The 16,905-nt window shown below is 63.5% G+C and carries 10 protein-coding genes and 1 pseudogene; 7 read left to right on the top strand and 4 right to left on the bottom strand.

Annotated elements, in window-relative coordinates:
- The 3 genes from ACFFNA_RS27125 to ACFFNA_RS27115 all read left to right on the top strand — a co-directional run bounded on the left by ACFFNA_RS27125 (position 1) and on the right by ACFFNA_RS27115 (position 5,127).
- Positions 1-1,479, top strand: coding sequence for a sensor histidine kinase (locus ACFFNA_RS27125; protein WP_378923022.1), 1,479 nt, complete (start codon positions 1-3; stop codon positions 1,477-1,479).
- Positions 1,476-4,508, top strand: a complete 3,033-nt coding sequence (locus ACFFNA_RS27120) for a bifunctional [glutamine synthetase] adenylyltransferase/[glutamine synthetase]-adenylyl-L-tyrosine phosphorylase (RefSeq protein ID WP_378923020.1) — start codon at positions 1,476-1,478, stop codon at positions 4,506-4,508. Before ACFFNA_RS27125 ends, ACFFNA_RS27120 begins: the two co-directional genes overlap by 4 nt.
- Positions 4,509-4,647: 139 nt before the next feature.
- Positions 4,648-5,127 (top strand): EF-hand domain-containing protein, encoded by a 480-nt coding sequence (locus ACFFNA_RS27115; protein ID WP_378923018.1) that lies wholly within the window; start codon positions 4,648-4,650, stop codon positions 5,125-5,127.
- A gap of 48 nt (positions 5,128-5,175) precedes the next feature.
- Here the strand turns inward: ACFFNA_RS27115 and ACFFNA_RS27110 are convergent, their stop codons facing one another.
- Complete coding sequence (locus tag ACFFNA_RS27110; RefSeq protein ID WP_378923016.1) at positions 5,176-7,497, bottom strand: PAS domain-containing sensor histidine kinase; 2,322 nt, start codon at positions 7,495-7,497, stop codon at positions 5,176-5,178.
- A gap of 170 nt (positions 7,498-7,667) precedes the next feature.
- Positions 7,668-10,313 carry an aminopeptidase N gene (pepN, locus tag ACFFNA_RS27105; protein ID WP_378923014.1) on the bottom strand — a complete coding sequence of 882 codons (2,646 nt, stop codon included), beginning with the start codon at positions 10,311-10,313 and terminating at the stop codon, positions 7,668-7,670.
- Positions 10,314-10,469: 156 nt separating this feature from the next.
- Here pepN and ACFFNA_RS27100 point away from each other — a divergent pair, with 156 nt between their 5' ends.
- Both ACFFNA_RS27100 and ACFFNA_RS27095 read left to right on the top strand, forming a co-directional pair.
- The gene (locus ACFFNA_RS27100; RefSeq protein WP_378923013.1) at positions 10,470-12,776 is read left to right on the top strand and encodes a xanthine dehydrogenase family protein molybdopterin-binding subunit; all 2,307 of its coding nucleotides are present in this window, start codon (positions 10,470-10,472) and stop codon (positions 12,774-12,776) included.
- Positions 12,773-13,746: pseudogene (locus ACFFNA_RS27095) on the top strand (DMT family transporter). Before ACFFNA_RS27100 ends, ACFFNA_RS27095 begins: the two are co-directional and overlap by 4 nt.
- Here the strand turns inward: ACFFNA_RS27095 and ACFFNA_RS27090 are convergent.
- Positions 13,747-14,559: a helix-turn-helix domain-containing protein gene (locus ACFFNA_RS27090; RefSeq protein ID WP_378923011.1), complete on the bottom strand. Its 813-nt coding sequence runs from the start codon at positions 14,557-14,559 to the stop codon at positions 13,747-13,749.
- Positions 14,560-14,612: 53 nt separating this feature from the next.
- Positions 14,613-15,485 carry a uracil-DNA glycosylase gene (locus ACFFNA_RS27085; protein ID WP_378923009.1) on the bottom strand — a complete coding sequence of 291 codons (873 nt, stop codon included), beginning with the start codon at positions 15,483-15,485 and terminating at the stop codon, positions 14,613-14,615.
- 387 nt (positions 15,486-15,872) lie between these two features.
- On the opposite strand from ACFFNA_RS27085, the gene ACFFNA_RS27080 reads away from it, so the two are divergent.
- Positions 15,873-16,250, top strand: a complete 378-nt coding sequence (locus ACFFNA_RS27080; protein WP_378923007.1) for a hypothetical protein — start codon at positions 15,873-15,875, stop codon at positions 16,248-16,250.
- A gap of 144 nt (positions 16,251-16,394) precedes the next feature.
- Positions 16,395-16,898 (top strand): hypothetical protein, encoded by a 504-nt coding sequence (locus tag ACFFNA_RS27075; RefSeq protein ID WP_378923005.1) that lies wholly within the window; start codon positions 16,395-16,397, stop codon positions 16,896-16,898.
- The last annotated feature ends 7 nt before the right edge of the window (positions 16,899-16,905 follow it).

Below are 16,905 nucleotides of genomic sequence, written 5' to 3'. Positions count from 1 at the left end.
ATGGCTCTTTCCGTGCCAGCCATCATGAAGACGACGGCAGCGCGGCTTTCGGCGCTCTACCTCCTGCTCTTCGCGCTCTGCGCCGTGGCGCTCGTCTTCTACATGACCTCGCTGTCGGCGCGCATGCTGACCGCGCAGACCCAGGACACCATCAATGACGAGGTGCTCGGTCTGGCTCGCGCCTATCAACGCGGCGGTCTGCCGGTGCTGGTCCGTGTGGTTGAGGCGCGCTCACGCCAGCCGGGCGCCAACCTCTATCTGATCGCCGACGCCAACGGCCAGATCCTGACCGGCAACGTCCAGAGCCTGGAGCCGGGCGTACTCGAAACCGAAGGCTGGACCAACAGCCCATTCTCCTATCAGCGCTTTGGCGAGGGAGAGCTCGAGCGGCAGCGCAATCTGCCGGCGGACCAGAGCACCACCCAATCCGAGCAGAACGAAGCGCAGGCGCAGGGCGAAAAGGGCCACAACGCCATTGCGCTGGTGCTTCGGTTGCCGAACCAGATGATCATGCTGGTCGGCCGCGACCTTGGCGAGCCAGAACGGTTCCGCGCCGTCATCCGCCGCGCTTTGATGCTGGCGCTCGGCATGATGGGGCTGGGCGGACTGCTGATTTGGTTCTTTGTCGGACGCGCGGCGCTGAAGCGCATCGACAGCGTGTCGGAAGCCAGCCGCCGCATCATGGGTGGCGATCTTTCCGGCCGGCTGCCGGTGACCGGGGCCGGTGACGAGTTCGACCGGCTGTCCGAAAATCTCAATACTATGCTGGCCAGGATCGCCAAGCTCAACGAAGGCCTGAAACAGGTTTCCGATAACATCGCGCATGATCTGAAGACGCCGTTGACCCGGCTGCGCAACCGGGCCGAGGCGACGCTTTCGGGCAAGCACAAGACCACCGACTACCGACAGGCGCTGGAAGGCACCATTGCCGAGTCCGACCAGCTCATAAAGACCTTCAATGCCATCCTGATGATCTCACGGCTGGAGGCGGGCTACTCCTCCGAGAACACCAACCGCGTCGATCTGGCGGAAGCCGTGCGCGATGTCGTTGAACTCTATGAACCGGTGGCGGAGGAGGCAGGCGTCTCGCTCGAGACAGAACTGCGGGAGGCGGCCTTCGTCAACGGCAACCGCGAATTGATCGGCCAGGCACTGTCGAACATCGTTGACAACGCCATCAAATATTCGACCGACGCCACTGCCCAACCGGCCGTGCGCGTGGCTGTTACGCGGGTCGGCACCGAAGTTCGGCTGTCGGTCGTCGACAATGGCCACGGCATTCCTGACGATGGCGACCGTGCCCGCGCGACGGAGCGTTTCGTGCGACTGGAGAAGAGCCGTTCGCAGCCGGGTTCCGGTCTTGGCCTGAGCCTCGCCAAGGCGGTCATGACATTCCACAATGGCCGGCTTGATCTCTTGCCTGGCAATCCCGGATTATCCGTGGTCATGAGTTTCCCCTCACGGGAGGATTACGGATGAGCGCCGCTGCGAAGCAGGTGGAGACGGATTGGCTGCTGAAGCCGGCCGCCAGCCTTGCTCCGCTCGACGAAAACCGGGCGCGGCAAGAGCTGACCGAAATCGCTTCCGCGGCACGCGAAGAAGGGCTGACTCGGTTGGCCAAATTCCTGGCCGGCAAGGGGCCAGGCCAGGATTTCCTGGCCGCCGTCTTCGATCTGTCGCCGTTCCTGCGCCATACGGCACGTCGCCGGCCGCGGATCCTCGACGGCCTGTTCGAGCAGACGGTCGAAGCGCGGCTGAAGGCGATCGGCGCCGCCATCGATCAGGCGCATTTGGCCGAGGAGGTCTCGGAATCCGGCCTGATGATGGAACTGCGCCAATGGAAGGCCGAGGCGCATTTCCTGATCGCGTTGGCCGATCTTGCCGGCGAAGCCGATACGGCGCTGACGGTGCGGCGGTTGAGCGACCTGGCTGACGCTTGCACCCGCGCCGCCGTCGACTTCCTGCTGCGCGACGCGCATGGCCAGGGCAAGCTCAAACTGCCGGATCTCGACAATCCGTCGAAGCAATCGGGCTGGATCCTGCTCGGCATGGGCAAGCTTGGCGCGCACGAGTTGAATTTCTCCTCCGACATCGATCTTGTCGTCTTCTTCGATCCGGAAGCGCCCGCTGTCGTCGATCCGCTCGATGCCACCGAGCTGTTTTCGCGCCTGACGCGCCGCCTGGTGCGCATCCTGCAGGACCGCACCGAGCATGGTTATGTCTTCCGCACCGATCTGAGGTTGCGCCCCGATCCCGGTTCGACACCGCTGGCGATCCCGGTCGAGGCAGCGCTGCGCTATTATGAGGCGCGCGGCCAGAACTGGGAACGCGCCGCTATGATCAAGGCGCGTCCAGTCGCCGGCGACATCGCCGCGGGCGCCGCCTTCCTCAAGGAGTTGCAGCCCTATATCTGGCGCAAATACATGGACTACGCGGCGATTGCCGATGTCCATTCGATCAAGCGCCAGATCCACGCCCACAAGGGCCATGGCGAGATCGCCGTGAAGGGCCACAACGTCAAGCTCGGGCGCGGCGGCATCCGCGAGATCGAGTTCTTCGTCCAGACGCAGCAGCTCATCGCCGGCGGCCGTTTCCCGGAACTGCGCGGGCGAGAGACCGTGCCGATGCTTGGCCAGCTTGCGGCGCGCAGCTGGATCACATCAGACGCGCGCGACGCGCTGGCTCGTCAGTACTGGTTCCTGCGGCGTGTCGAACATGCCGTGCAGATGGTTGCCGACGAGCAGACGCACACGCTGCCGGAAGACGATGAAGGGCTGGAGCGCATCGCCCGCATGCTCGGCTTTGCCGATGCCGCCGCCTTTTCCCAGGCGTTCCGCGCCTCGTTGCAACAGGTCGAACGCCATTACGCAGCACTGTTCGAAACCGCGCCGGTGCTTTCGACCGGCATTGGCAATCTGGTCTTCACCGGTGATGTCGACGATCCCGACACGCTGCAGACCTTGCACGGCCTCGGCTTTCAGCGGCCCAGCGACATCTGCCGCGTCATCCGCGGCTGGCATTTCGGCCGCTATCGCGTCACCCAGTCGGCGGAAGCGCGCGAGCGGCTGACGGAACTGACGCCGGCGCTGCTGCGGTCCTTCGGCCAGACGCGCCGGGCCGACGAAGCCTTGATGCGCTTCGACGAGTTTCTCGCCGGCCTGCCTGCCGGCATCCAGCTGTTTTCCTTGCTCCAGTCCAATCCGGCCCTGTTGAAGCTCATGGCGACGATCATGGGTGCCGCACCCCGGCTGGCGGCGATCATCACGCGCCGGCCACATGTCTTCGATGGCTTGCTCGACCCGGCCTTGCTGACCGAATTGCCGGACCGCGCCTATCTGTCGGCGCGGCTTTCCGCCTTTGTCGAGGGCGACCGGCTTTATGAGGACGTGCTCGACCGGCTGCGCATTTTCGCCTCCGAGCAAAAGTTCCTGATCGGCGTCCGGCTGCTGGCCGGCTCGATCGATTCGGCTCGGGCCGGCCGCGCCTTTTCCGATCTGGCGGATCTCACCATCGAGGCGGCATTGCAGGCGGTGACGGCCGAATTCGAGGTACGCCACGGCACGATTGCCGGCGGCGTGGTTTCGCTGCTCGGCATGGGCAAACTCGGCAGCCGCGAGCTGACCGCGGGTTCGGACGTCGACCTCATTCTGCTCTACGACCATGCGCCGGATGCCGAGGAATCCGATGGCGACAAGCCGCTGGCGCCTTCGCATTACTACACCCGCATGACGCAGCGGCTGATCGCGGCCGTGTCTGCGCCGACCGCGGAAGGCGTGCTCTACGAACTCGACCTGCGCCTGCGGCCATCTGGTAACAAGGGTCCGGTCGCCACCCACATCGATGCCTTCAAGAAGTACCAGCGCCAGGAGGCCTGGACATGGGAGCACATGGCGCTGTCGCGGGCGCGTGCCATTGCCGGCGACGCCGGCCTGTGCAGCGAGGTTGAGGCGGAAGTGGCGGCAGTGCTTGGCCAGCCGCGCGACGCGGCAAAAGTGATGGCCGGGGCCTCGGATATGCGCGCCATGATCGAAAAGGAAAAGCCGCCGCGCGATGTGTGGGACATCAAGCTGATCCCCGGCGGCCTGATCGATCTCGAATTCATCGCCCAGGTGGCCGTACTCACCGGGCAGGTCGAAGCCGGGCCGAGTGCCCCGGCCGTGCCAATTGCACGTGCCCCGGCCGTGCCAATTGCACATGCCCCGGCCGTGCCAATTGCACGTGCCACCGGCACGGCCGAAATCCTGTCGCGTCTGGCGCCGGGCTTTGCCGATGCCGAGGTCAGGCAGGAGCTTGGCGATGCCTATGCGCTCTATCTGGCGCTGACCCAGATGACGCGGCTGTGCCTCACCGGAGCGTTCGAGCGCGACGATGTTCCGCCGGGGCTTTCGGATCTGCTTCTGGCGGTCACCGACCTGCCGGATTTCGGTGTGCTGGAAGCACACCTCAAGGAGACGTCGCAAAAGGTCAGGAAGGACTTTGATCTTTTGCTTCGTGCCGGACGACCGTGAAGCGGTTGTCGGAGCATGGGACCCAAAAGTGGAAACCGGTTTTGGGAAAATCCGATGCTCGAACAAGGAGATAGAGCGGCAACAGGATCGAAGATCCGCCGCTCCCGCATCGGGGGTGACGATGCAACAGGAGAAGACCATGAGAACGACGACCAAACTTGCCCTTGCCTTCGTAGCCTTGGCCGGCGCCGTCGGCACCACGGCCTATGCCGAAAACAATGCCAGCGAAAAGATGCGCGAGGGCACGATGATGCGCCTCAACAGGGCGATGAGCGATTCCAACGGCACCATCAGCTTCGACCAGTTTTCCGACGCCATGAACGCGCGGCTGAAGAAGCTCGTCGCCGACAATGGCGGCAAGCTGACCGTCGCCCAGCTCGCCGACGCGCTGGAGAAGGCGCGTTTCGAGCAGATGGCCAAGCGCATTATCGCCCGCTACGACACCAAGGGCGATGGCACGCTGACATCAGACGACATCACCAGTCGCGAGAAGAAGGTCTTTGCCATGCTCGACAGGAACAATGACGGCAAGATCGAGAAGAGCGAACTGCCGAAGGGCGGACGCTTTGGCCGTCATCGCCAATGGGATGGCGACGGCAACGAAGGCGACATGCAGTGAGGCTGTCCGATGCAGGCTCCGACGACGTCAGTCGGAGCCTGTGGTCGCTCAGGCCGCGACCTTGATCGCCGGCGCGCTCTTCTTCACCGGAATGCGCACCGACACGATTGTGCCGACACCTTCGGTCGAACGGATTTTCAGCGCGCCACCCTGGAGCTCGGCCAGCGAGCGCGAGATGGCGAGGCCAAGGCCGGACCCGGCATGGCTCTTGGAGAACTGGTTCTGCACCTGTTCGAAGGGACGGCCGAGCTTGCCGAGCGCGTCTTTCGGGATGCCGCAACCATTGTCCTCGATGGTTAGCACCAGTGCGCCGGAGGTGTTGCGGGCCCTGACCGATATGTGGCCGCCCTGGCCGGTAAATTTCACCGCGTTGGACAAGAGGTTGATGACGATCTGCTTGATCGCCCGGCGATCGGCGAACAGTGTGAGCGCGTCGGCGATGCGTGTTTCCACGGTGATCGCCTTTTGCGCCGCCTGCAGCGAGACGACGCGAACCGTCTCGCTGATCAGCGGACCGAGGTCGATCTGTTCCTGGTCCAGCGAGAATTGGCCAGCCTCGATCTTGGACATGTCGAGAATGTCGTTGATGACCCCCAGCAGATATTTGCCGCTGCTGTTGATGTCGGTGGCATATTCCTCGTAGCGCTCCGACCCCAGCGGACCGAACAGGCCCTGTTCCATCAGTTCGGAGAAGCCGATGATGGCGTTCAGCGGCGTGCGCAATTCGTGAGACATATTGGCGAGGAATTCTGACTTCGCCCGGTTCGCCGCTTCGGCGCGTTCGGTTTCCTTCATGTATTTGCGGTTGAGGTCGACCAGTTCGCGCGAGCGCTCCTCTTCGGCCCGGCGGGCGAGGCTGAGATCATGGATCGTCGCCATCAGCCGGCGCTCGCTGTCGACCAGCTTCTCCTGGTGCAGCTTGATCTGGGTGATGTCGGAGCCGACCGAGACGATGCCGCCGTCCCGGGTCTTGAGTTCGTTGACCTGCAGCCAGCGGCCGTCGGCCAGCTGCCGCTCGAAGGTGGCGCCGCCCTGCAGTCCGCTGGTGTTGGCAAGCCGCCGTTCGGAAGCAAAGGCCAGCATCCGTTCTTCCAGCACCGCGCGCGCGGTGCCCGGCATCACGTCGCGGTCCGAAAGCCCATTGTCCTGCTGGTATTTGGAATTGCACATGATCAGGCGCTGGGCCGAATCCCACAGCACGAAGGATTCGTTGATGTTTTCGATCGCCGTTCTGAGGCGAAGGTCGGCCGCCTCGGAACGCAGCGCCAGATGGCGCTGTTCGGTGACGTCGACGGCGATGCCGATCAGCTGGATCTCCGGCGCTTCCGAATCGATGACCTGTGCCCGGGCGCGCATCCACACCCACTGGCCGTCGGCATGCCGCATGCGGAACACCTGGTCGATATGGTCGATCTCGCGGGCGACAATTCTGTTGGCGAGATCGAACAGGTCGCCGTCCTCGGGATGGATGATCTCGTCGACCTCGCCGAAGGACAGCATCGTGTCGCAGGGCTTGTAGCCGAGCATGTCGTACATCGAGCGCGACCAGTACATCTTGCCGCGCACCATGTCCCAGTCCCACAGGCCGCAGCGGCCGCGAACCAGCGCCATGTCGATGCGCTGATGCGCTTCGAGATAGATGCGATCGGCGGCTTGCGCGCGTGCCGCCTGGCCGAAATAGGCGTAAAGGATGATGATCAGCACGCCGGCCGTCAGCACGAACAGGGTAACGTTCAGCGAGACCGTCTTGCGCCAGGCGTCGAAAACCGCGTCCTGCGGTACCAGTGCCGCCGCGGCACCCTTTCGCCCATTCGCCAGGCTGACCGCCGCGTACCAGTCCCGTCCGCCGATATTGACCTCCATGACGCCTGCGCGGTCGCCGAACATGAACAATGGCTGGCCGCCCTGGACGAGACCGTCGAGCGAATGGCTTTGCCATGGCATCGAGCGCGGTGACACCGCGACGATCTTGAAAGCGCTGTCGGTGATGACGAGCACATGGCTGCGGCCCATCGCGCCCTGACGGCTGGTGGTCTCCAGCAGATCCTGGATGGCGCCTGGCACTGTGTCCGAAGTGGTGGCGAGCGAACTCGCCAGCTGACCCGCCGCCAGCGTGAGGATCGCCTTGGCGTTGCGCTCCACATCGTCGCGCTCGTTCATCAGCGACAGGACCCGCAGCGCCGCGATGACGATCAGGAAGGTGATGATGAGCGCCGGTATCGATCGGCGCAGCAGCGGCTCGGCGGCCAGAAGCCGCCGATAGGCCGGTTCGGCGATGAGCCGCGCGTTCCCGGCAAGGCCGTCGCTTCGCGTCTCGCGATGCGCAAAAGCCTTCCCTCCGGGCGCGCCCCACGCGTCCGCCTTCGCCATAAATGGCACTCCCCGAATTTGCCTATGCTGCTTGATCCGGCAAACGCCGCACATCCGAATCGTCAGTAAAGAATCAAAGGTGATTCGCCTTGTCCAGTGGTCCGGCGAAAAAAGATTAAAAATCGACTAAAATAGTGCCGAAACGTCCGCTCCCGGACAACAGCGCACGCCTAAGCCAGCGTGCGCTCGACAATATCGCGCAGATCCGCTGACAGGTTTTCGGCTTTGGCGATCGAAAGCAGCGCTTCCCTGGCCTTGGCTTGCCGGCCAGGTTCCAGCGAGCGCCACGATCTGAGCGCCGTCGCCAGCCTTGCCGCCAATTGCGGGTTGCGCGTTTCGACCGCGAGCACGGTCTGCGAGAAGAACCGGTAGCCCTCGCCATCGGCGCGGTGAAAGCCGGTCTGGTTGGCGCTGGAGAAGGTGCCGATCAACGAGCGCACCCGGTTCGGATTGCTCATTGAGAATGCGGGATGAGCGGTCAGCGCGCGCACCGTGTCGACGGCCTGCGGACCGGGCACGCTGGCCTGGATCTGGAACCATTTGTCCATGACCAGCGGGTCGGACCCATAAGTCGTCTCGAAAGCCGCCAGCGCCTGGATGGCCTCGGGCGAACCGTGGTGGCGATAGGCAAGCACGGCAAGTGCCGCCGCGCGGTCGGTCATGTTGGTCGCCGACTGGAAATGCCTGACGGCAAGTGCCGCTCCGCCCGGCTGCAGCGAGAGATAGTCCAGCAGGGTGTTGCGCAAGGCGCGTCGTCCGGCGCTCGCCGCATCCGGGCTGAACGCGGCCTTGTCGGCAAGGCGGTCGTAGAGGCCGGCAAAATTGTCAGGGTTGGCCGTGCCGATCGCCAGGGCAAGCGCCTCGCGGGCAGCGTAGATGGCGTCGGGATCGATGTTGCTACCGATATCGCGGGCAATGTCGGCTTCGCCAGGCAGCGCCAGCGCCAGAGCCCGGTAGGCCGGCTCCAGCGCCTCGTCGCCGGCGATGCCGCCAGCGAGTTCGGTCAGCCGCGTCGCGAAAACCGGCTGCTTGCCGCCGAGGATCTCGCGGAAGGCGGCAATCAGCGCGTCGGTCAAGAGCGTGTTGAAGGCCTGCCAGCGCGAGAAGGCGTCGCTGTCATGGCGGGCGAGAAAGAATTGGTCGTCGGCTTTCTGCTCGACCGACAGCGTCACCGGCGCCGAAAAGCCGCGGTTGAGCGACACCGCCGGGCGTTCGGCAACACCTGAGAACCGCACCATGTGGCGGCGCTTGCGGACATGGATGACGCCGTCCTCGACGCTGGCGCCCTCGACGCCGCTATAGTCGACCGGCTGGCCGCCGGCGCCGATCAGGCCGAAGGCGAGCGGGATGTGCATCAGCCGCTTGCGGCTTTCGGAGGGCGTCGGCGGCACCGACTGCTCGATTTCGAGCATGAACTCCTGCGACGCCGGATTGTGCGTCGAACTGATGGTCAGGTTGGGCGTGCCCGCCTGGTGGTACCAGAGCGCGAACTGCGACAGGTCGCGGCCGGACGCATCCTCGAACACCTTGATGAAATCCTCGATCGTCGCCGCGTCGCCGTCGTGCCGCTCGAAATAGAGGTCCATGCCGGCGCGAAAGGCATCTGGCCCGAGAATGGTGCGGATCATGCGCACCACTTCGGAGCCTTTCTCGTAGACCGTCGCCGTGTAGAAATTGTTGATCTCGCGGTAGCGGCGCGGCCGCACCGGATGCGCCAGCGGGCCCTGGTCCTCGGGAAACTGGTGGGCGCGCAGCGTGCGCACTTCGGCGATGCGCTTGACCGCGCGCGAGCGCTGGTCGGCAGAGAATTCGTGGTCGCGGAAAACCGTCAGCCCTTCCTTCAGGCAGAGCTGGAACCAGTCGCGGCAAGTGATTCTGTTGCCTGTCCAATTGTGGAAATACTCATGCGCGATGATCGCCTCGATATTGGCGAAATCGGCGTCCGTCGCTGTCTCCTGATCGGCCAGAACATATTTGTCGTTGAAGATGTTGAGGCCCTTGTTCTCCATCGCGCCCATGTTGAAGTCGGACACGGCGACGATGTTGAAGACGTCGAGGTCGTATTCGCGGCCGAACGCCTCCTCGTCCCATTTCATCGACCGCTTCAGGGCATCCATCGCATAGCCGGCCAGCTTCTCCTTGCCGGGCTCGACATAGATGCCGAGCTCGACCGTGCGGCCGGTCAGGGTGACGAAACTGTCGGCGAGCTGGCCGAGATTGCCGGCCACCAGCGCGAACAGGTAGGACGACTTGGGGAAGGGGTCGTGCCATCTAGCATAGTGCCAGCCGTCGCCGAGGTCGCCCTTGTCGACCGGGTTGCCGTTGGACAGAAGCAGCGGTGCCTCCTCGCGCAGGGCCTCGATGCGCACCGTGTAGACAGACAGGATGTCGGGGCGATCGAGGAAATAGGTGATGCGGCGAAAGCCCTCGGCCTCGCATTGCGTGCAGTAGACATTGCTGGAACGGTAGAGGCCCATCAGGGCTTCGTTGCCCGCCGGCGCCAATTCGGTCTCGATGAGCAGTTGGAAGCGCCGCGCGGCCGGCGGCTTGAGGATGGTCAGCTGGTCTGATGTCACCAGAATATCGGCTGGTTTCGCTTTCTTGTCGCCGATCTCGATGCGCTTGAGCGTCAGCCCGTCGCCGTCGAGCACCAGCGGAGCAGAGGCGGATACGCCGTCACGGCGCTCGACCGTGAGCACGGCGGTGACGCGCGTTGCGTCTGGCGAAAGGCGGAAGGTGAGGTCGGTTTGCGGAATGAGGTAATCGTTGGGGCGGAAGTCCTCGAGCTTGAAGACCTGGCCGGTGTCCGTGCGCATTCCGTGGGTTTTCCTGTCGATTGCGTTGGCGGCGGATTGTTTCCGCTGGTCCAAGAAATTTGAAGTCCGCGCTCTTTACACGAAACGGTCCCTCGACAAAACTGAGACAACGCCTATTTCAGGCGTTCCTCCTCCAGTCATCATCACGAGGCATCCATGACCGTCGTCACGCCGAAATTCGGGATGGGCGCATCCGTGCTGCGACGCGAGGATGCTGCCTTCATCCAGGGGCAGGGCCGCTACACCGACGACATCCAGCCGGCTGGCGTCCTGCATGGCTATGTCTTGCGCTCGCCGGTCGCCAAGGCCAGCTTCACCATCGGTTCGACCGAGGCGGCGAAGGCAGCACCCGGCGTGCATCTGGTGCTGACCGGCAAGGACCTTGCCCATCTCGGCGATCTCAAGTCCGGCGTCATGCAGGAACAGCCGGATGGCACCAAGGCGCCGACCCGCGACATTCCGATCCTGTGCCGTGACCGCGTCAACTATGTCGGAGACGCCGTTGTTTTCGTCGTCGCCGACAGCCGCGCTTTGGCGCAGGATGCCGCCGAACTGATCGACGTCGACTATGACAGCGAAGACGCGGCGTCCGGAACGGCGACGGCGCTTGCCGAAGGCACGCCGCTGGTCTGGCCGGAACTCGGCTCCAACCGGGCCTTCTCCTACCACATGGGTGACAAGAAAAAGACCGACGCGGCTTTCGCCAAGGCCGCCCATGTCACCCGCATCGAATTCGTCAACAACCGGCTGGTCTGCAACTACATGGAGCCGCGCTCGGCGATCGGCGAGTGGAACGTTGAGGAGAACCGCTTCGTGCTGACCACGGGGTCGCAGGGTGCCCATTCCATGCAGTACATCCTGGCCAGCCTGTTCAAGATCAAGAAGGATCGGCTGCGCGTCATCACGCCGGATGTCGGCGGTGGTTTCGGGCCGAAGAGTTTCGTCTATCGCGAATATCCGCTTGTGCTCGAAGCGGCGAAGCGGCTTGGCCGTCCGGTGAAATGGGCGGGCGACCGCACCGAACACTTCCTGACCGACGCGCAAGGCCGCGACAATGTCGTGAAGGCCGAGATGGCGCTGGACAAGGACGGCCGCTTCCTTGGCATGAAGGTGGACCTGCTCGCCAATATGGGCGCCTATGTCTCGCAATACGGTCCCTACATTCCCTATATCGGCGTCACCATGTCGACCGGCGTCTACGACATCCAGGCGCTCGACGTCTCGGTCACCGGCCTCTACACCAACACCTGCCCGGTCGATGCCTATCGCGGCGCCGGCCGCCCGGAAGCGGCGTTCCTGCTGGAAAAGCTTGTCGACGCCTGCGCCCACGATCTCGGCCTGCCCGTCGAAGAAATCCGGCGCCGCAACTTCATCCGGCCCGAGCAGTTTCCCTACCGTACCCAAACCGGCCGCCTCTACGACAATGGCGAGTTCGAAGGCCACATGAACCGAGCCATCGAACAGGCGGAATGGAAGGCGTTTCCACAGCGGCTCGAACAGTCGAAGGCAGGCGGAAAGATCCGCGGCCTCGGCATGGCGACCTATATCGAGGCCTGCGCCTTTCCGGGTTCGGAACCGGCCTTTGTCGAACTCAACGGCGACGGCACGGTGACGCTGAAGATCGGCACCCAGACCAACGGGCAGGGGCATGCCACCGCCTACGCGCAGTTCCTGTCGGAAAAGCTCAATCTCGACATCGACAAGATCCATGTCCGCCAGGGTGATACCGACGAATTGAAAGCTGGCGGCGGCACTGGTGGCTCGCGCTCCATTCCGCTCGGCGGCGTTTCGGCGTCACGCGCCGGTGAGGACCTGGCCAACAAGATCAAGCGTATCGCCGCCGACGAGCTGGAGGCCTCGGCCGGCGACATTGAATTGTCGAACGGCGTTGCCCGCATCGTCGGCACCGATCGCGCGATCGATTTTTCGAGTATCGCCAAGGCCGCCAAGACGCCGGATGATCTCAAGGGGTTCGGCGAGTTCGTGCAGGACGAGTGCACTTATCCCAACGGCACCCATATCTGCGAGGTCGAGATCGACCCCGATACCGGCACCACCGACATCGTCCGCTACACCATCGTCGACGATTTCGGCGTCACCGTGAATCCGATCCTGCTCGCCGGCCAGGTGCATGGCGGCGTTGTGCAAGGCATTGGCCAGGCGCTGACCGAAGACACGATCTATGGCGAGGATGGACAGCTCCTGACGGCGAGCTTCATGGATTACGCCATGCCGCGCGCCGACAATTTCCCGTTCTTCCATTTCGAGACCCGCAACGTGCCTTCGACCACCAATGCGCTCGGCATCAAGGGGGCAGGCGAGGCCGGCACTATCGGTTCGACGCCGGCGGCACTCAACGCGGTGACTGACGCGCTCTGGCGCGCCTACGGTGTCAAACACATCGACATGCCGGCGACGCCCGCGCGCATTTGGGCAACGATCCGGGAAGCGGCTGGAGCGTGACAGCAAAACCAGGTCAGGCCGTCGCAGCCAGTGACCATGCCGTCGGGCACAACACGCTCACCGGCATCACGCTCAAGATCGTGTCGGTGGCGGTCTTCGTCGGTATGTCGACCTGCATCAAGGCGGCAGGCACCGTGCCGGCGGGCCAGATCGTCTTCTTCCGCTCCTTCTTTGCCATCTTTCCGATCATTGCCTTTCTCGCCTTCAAGGGAAAACTCGGCACCGCGTTTTCGACCAAGCGTCCGCTCAATCACATTGCGCGTGGTGTCGTCGGCGTCTGCGCCATGGGGCTTGGCTTTTTCGCGCTGACGCGGCTGCCGCTGCCGGAGGCAATCACGCTGAACTATGCGCAGCCGCTGCTGGTGGTGGTGTTCAGTTCGATCTTCCTCGGCGAAGCCATCCGCGTCTATCGCTGGAGCGCGGTCGCCGTCGGCCTTGTCGGCGTACTGATCATCTCCTGGCCGGAGCTGACGCTGCTGAGTTCCGACGAAGCGCTCGACGACCAGGAAGTGCTTGGCGTCATCGCCGCTCTTGTCGCGGCGGCGATCTCGGCCGTCGCCATGCTGCTGGTGCGCAACCTCGTGCAGAGCGAGCGCACCGCGACCATCGTGCTGTGGTTCTCGGTGACGGCAAGCGTCATGGCGCTGCTGTCGCTGCCGTTCGGCTGGCAGGCGCTGACGCCGCTGCAGGCGGCTCTTCTGGTTGCGTCCGGCTTCTGCGGCGGCCTCGGCCAGATCCTGATGACTTCGGCCTATCGCCATGCCGAAGCCTCGGTCGTGGCGCCTTCGAATACACCTCGATGATCCTTGGTGTCGTCGTCGGTTATCTCGTCTTTGGCGACGTTGCCACGCTCAACATGCTGGTCGGCGGCCTGATCGTCGTTGCCGCCGGCATCTTCATCATCTGGCGCGAGCGCCAGCTTGGCCTGGAGCGCACCCGCACGCGGAAGGCGACTCTGCCTCAAGGGTGATTACGATCGTTCGGCCCGCTCCTTTGCCAGCCGCACCAGCACCGTCCTTGTCTGCTCATCGGCCGGGAAAAACGATTCGATCGCCAGTTCCGACAGCGTCACGTCGAGCGGTGTGCCGAACACGGTGATGGTGCTGATGAACGACAGCACCTGATCGCCATGCGCCAGCCTGAGTGGGTGCACGATGGCATTCGGCTCGACCGACGCGGGCCGGCTGCCTGTCAAGCCGGACGGATAAGTCCGCAGTTCGCGCTCCAGTTCGATCAGCACCGGGTCGCCGCTCGCGTCGTTCTGGTGCTTGAGACGCTCAAGCAGATGCGTCCGCCATTCCCCAAGATTGACGATGCGCGGAGCGATGCCGCCGGGGTGCAGGCTGAGGCGAAGCACGTTGACCGGCGGCGTCAACAGCGAAGCCTCACTGACATCGGCAAGGAAGGGAGCGATGGCGGTGTTGGCCGAAACCAGGTTCCAGTGCCGGTCGACAGCGAGCGCCGGGAAGGGCTCGTGTCCCTTGAGCACGATCTCGACCGCTGCCAGCGCCGGCGCCAGCGTCGCGTCGCTGAGCGAGCGTTCGCCGAAGCTCGGGGCAAAGCCCGCGGCGAGCAGCAACTGGTTGCGCTGCCGGAGCGGGATCGACAGCTGTTCGGCCAGATGCAGCACCATGTCGCGCGACGGCGCAGCACGACCGCTCTCGACGAAGCTCAGATGCCGCTGCGAGATTTCGGCTTCCATGGCGAGGTCGAGCTGGCTCATGCGGCGGCGGGTGCGCCATTCCCGGATGAGGCTGCCGGCGGAATTTTGGGCTGTTGTCATGGGGCATGACTAGGCCGCCGTGAGGCGCATTTCAATTACCTGCGAGGTAATCGCTAGGTGAGCGCCCGCAGCTTCGCCTTCACTTCGAGAAAATCCCGCCAAGCCAGCTTCTTGTGCGCAGGCGTCCGCAAGAGATAGGCAGGATGCAGCGTCGGCATGGCGGGAATGGTGATGCCGGAAGCGGTTGTGTGGACGCGCCAGTTGCCGCGCAGCCGCAGGATGCCTTCCGAGGTGTTGAGCAAGGTCTTGGCTGACGGGCCGCCGAGATTGATCAGCACCTTCGGATTGACCAGCTCGATCTGCCGCTCGATGAACGGCCGGCAGATCTCGGTCTCGTGCGGCGTCGGCGTGCGATTGCCCGGTGGCCGCCACGGAATGACATTGGCGATGTAGACCGATGTCCGGTCGAGCCCGATCGCGGCCAGCATGCGGTCGAGCAACCGGCCCGAGCGGCCGACGAAAGGCAGGCCCTCGATGTCCTCGTCGCGGCCGGGCGCTTCGCCAACCAGCATGACGGCGGCCTCCGGGTTGCCGTCGGCGAACACCAGGTTCTTGGCCGTGGCCTTGAGATTGCAGCCGTCGAAGGCCGCCATGTGCTGGCGAAGCTCGTCCAGGGTCGTTGCCGTCGTTGCCAATTGGCGCGCCAGTGCCGCCTGCGCTTCGTCGGGAACCGTAGCGGTTGTGGACGGTGCGCGTGCAACGGGTGGCACATTTGCTCTGTCGGCCGGCTCGGGGCGCGACGCGCTCGTCGAGCGGTGTGGCGCAACGGTGTCGGCGGACGGCACCACCGCCCGCTCTACCGGTTTGGGCGCCTCGGCGAACCGGTTCACCGGCTGGTCTTCAAGCGCGTCGTCGACACCGGCGCTGGCATAAAAGGCCAGCAGGTCGGCAAGGTCCGATCGGCTGAGTGGGGAAGCGGCGGTCATTGCGGCACATTCGTCCGCAAGACGATAATTTGCAAGACTGTTGCCGCCTTCTTCACCCCCGTCGGTATGCGCGGGTCCTGCACCAGATAAGGTGTGGTCGGGTCATCAGGAATTCGAAGCTGATGGTGGCGAGTAATACGGTGACAGTGTACTTTTATCCCACGCGTCCATGCATCAAGAGTGGAACCCGGAATGGCGCACCTTCACCGAATGTATGCGTTCCAAACATGAGTCGAACAACGGAATTGCTGGACAGCGGTCAAAAGAAATAGTGCACTGTCACCGCATACCCATTGTTCATTCTGGGCGGCGCGCTGGTGGTAGGCTGAGATTCGGAGTAAAAGACAGGTGTGCGGGTGTCTGCACTTACAGAGATCGGATATTGTAATGGCGACGGAGAAAATCGACAAACCAGAGGATTTCATAAATTCTTTTTCATTCCACGATGTTAGTTTCGACCGAATAAATATCGATTTCGATAGTCAGACTGCGAAGCTGGTTACACCGGACATGAATTGGAATTACGAAGGCAGCTACGGATATGTTAAGAGACCGTGCAGCTTAATATTTGGAGGGACGACCGCGTATTTCATAGATGTTATTGATTTAGAAGGAGTAAGAATAGGAGACATAAGCGCAAATATCATAGGCGACTCGATTTTGGCAAATATTAATCTTAATCTTGGGGGTGGCAGCTCTAGCTGGGGACGAGATCGTGGCAGTATTAGGTTTATGTTTAAAACTCTTGAAATAGCCGACATGTAATTGCCCACCCCCTACCGCCACGGGAGTCTATCTCACCGAATGGATCGGAACCACACCCTTCGGCCCACGCCTGGCCACGGCCTTCGCCAACGAGATGCGGGAGGAATTACGGCGACAGTGCACTTTTATTCCTGAGGATGGACTGTGGCTAAAGCAAAGCTCCCTGATCTATCGGCCTTTCAGGAGCACCAATCCTCCCGCCTCGCCCTCGCCGCCGTGCTCATCTTCCTCCTCATTGTCTCCGCCGTCACCTCGACCTTCGCCCTGACCGCCTGGACGCGTCTGAAAATCGCGTCGAACGAGGCCGAAAGTGAGCGGCTCGGCCTGCTCGCCGAAGGGCTGACCAATGTGCTGGCCGCGCGGCTCTCCAGCGCCGGGCCGGACATCGGGCTGCCGCTGAATTTCGAGCCTGTCTCCTGCGTGGCCGGCGGTCTGACTGTCGTGACGCGACTGCAGGGGCATTCGGATTTGATCGACCTCGACGCCGCCGACCACAATCTGCTTGCCCAGGGATTCGCCTCGCTCGGCGTCGATCCGGACATGTCCAACTGGCTTGCGATCGCGGTCGAATATTCGCGCAGCGGCGCCAGCATCTTTGCCGCGGCCGGAAGCGCAGGGCGCCGTCGTTTGCAGGCCGGGATCGCCTGAATGTCGG

It is taken from the genome of Mesorhizobium kowhaii (genome assembly GCF_042431665.1).
In the GTDB taxonomy this organism is placed as follows: domain Bacteria; phylum Pseudomonadota; class Alphaproteobacteria; order Rhizobiales; family Rhizobiaceae; genus Mesorhizobium; species Mesorhizobium kowhaii.
Note: the sequence above shows the minus strand (reverse complement) of the source record. Positions and strands in the feature narration are given on the sequence as shown.

Excerpts from the sequence above, each read along its gene's own strand:
- ACFFNA_RS27125 (WP_378923022.1), top strand. The coding sequence starts at position 1 with ATGGCTCTTTCCGTGCCAGCCATCATGAAGACGACGGCAGCGCGGCTT.
- ACFFNA_RS27120 (WP_378923020.1), top strand. The coding sequence starts at position 1,476 with ATGAGCGCCGCTGCGAAGCAGGTGGAGACGGATTGGCTGCTGAAGCCG.
- ACFFNA_RS27115 (WP_378923018.1), top strand. The coding sequence starts at position 4,648 with ATGAGAACGACGACCAAACTTGCCCTTGCCTTCGTAGCCTTGGCCGGC.
- ACFFNA_RS27110 (WP_378923016.1), bottom strand. The coding sequence starts at position 7,497 with ATGGCGAAGGCGGACGCGTGGGGCGCGCCCGGAGGGAAGGCTTTTGCG.
- pepN (WP_378923014.1), bottom strand. The coding sequence starts at position 10,313 with ATGCGCACGGACACCGGCCAGGTCTTCAAGCTCGAGGACTTCCGCCCC.
- ACFFNA_RS27100 (WP_378923013.1), top strand. The coding sequence starts at position 10,470 with ATGACCGTCGTCACGCCGAAATTCGGGATGGGCGCATCCGTGCTGCGA.
- ACFFNA_RS27090 (WP_378923011.1), bottom strand. The coding sequence starts at position 14,559 with ATGACAACAGCCCAAAATTCCGCCGGCAGCCTCATCCGGGAATGGCGC.
- ACFFNA_RS27085 (WP_378923009.1), bottom strand. The coding sequence starts at position 15,485 with ATGACCGCCGCTTCCCCACTCAGCCGATCGGACCTTGCCGACCTGCTG.
- ACFFNA_RS27080 (WP_378923007.1), top strand. The coding sequence starts at position 15,873 with ATGGCGACGGAGAAAATCGACAAACCAGAGGATTTCATAAATTCTTTT.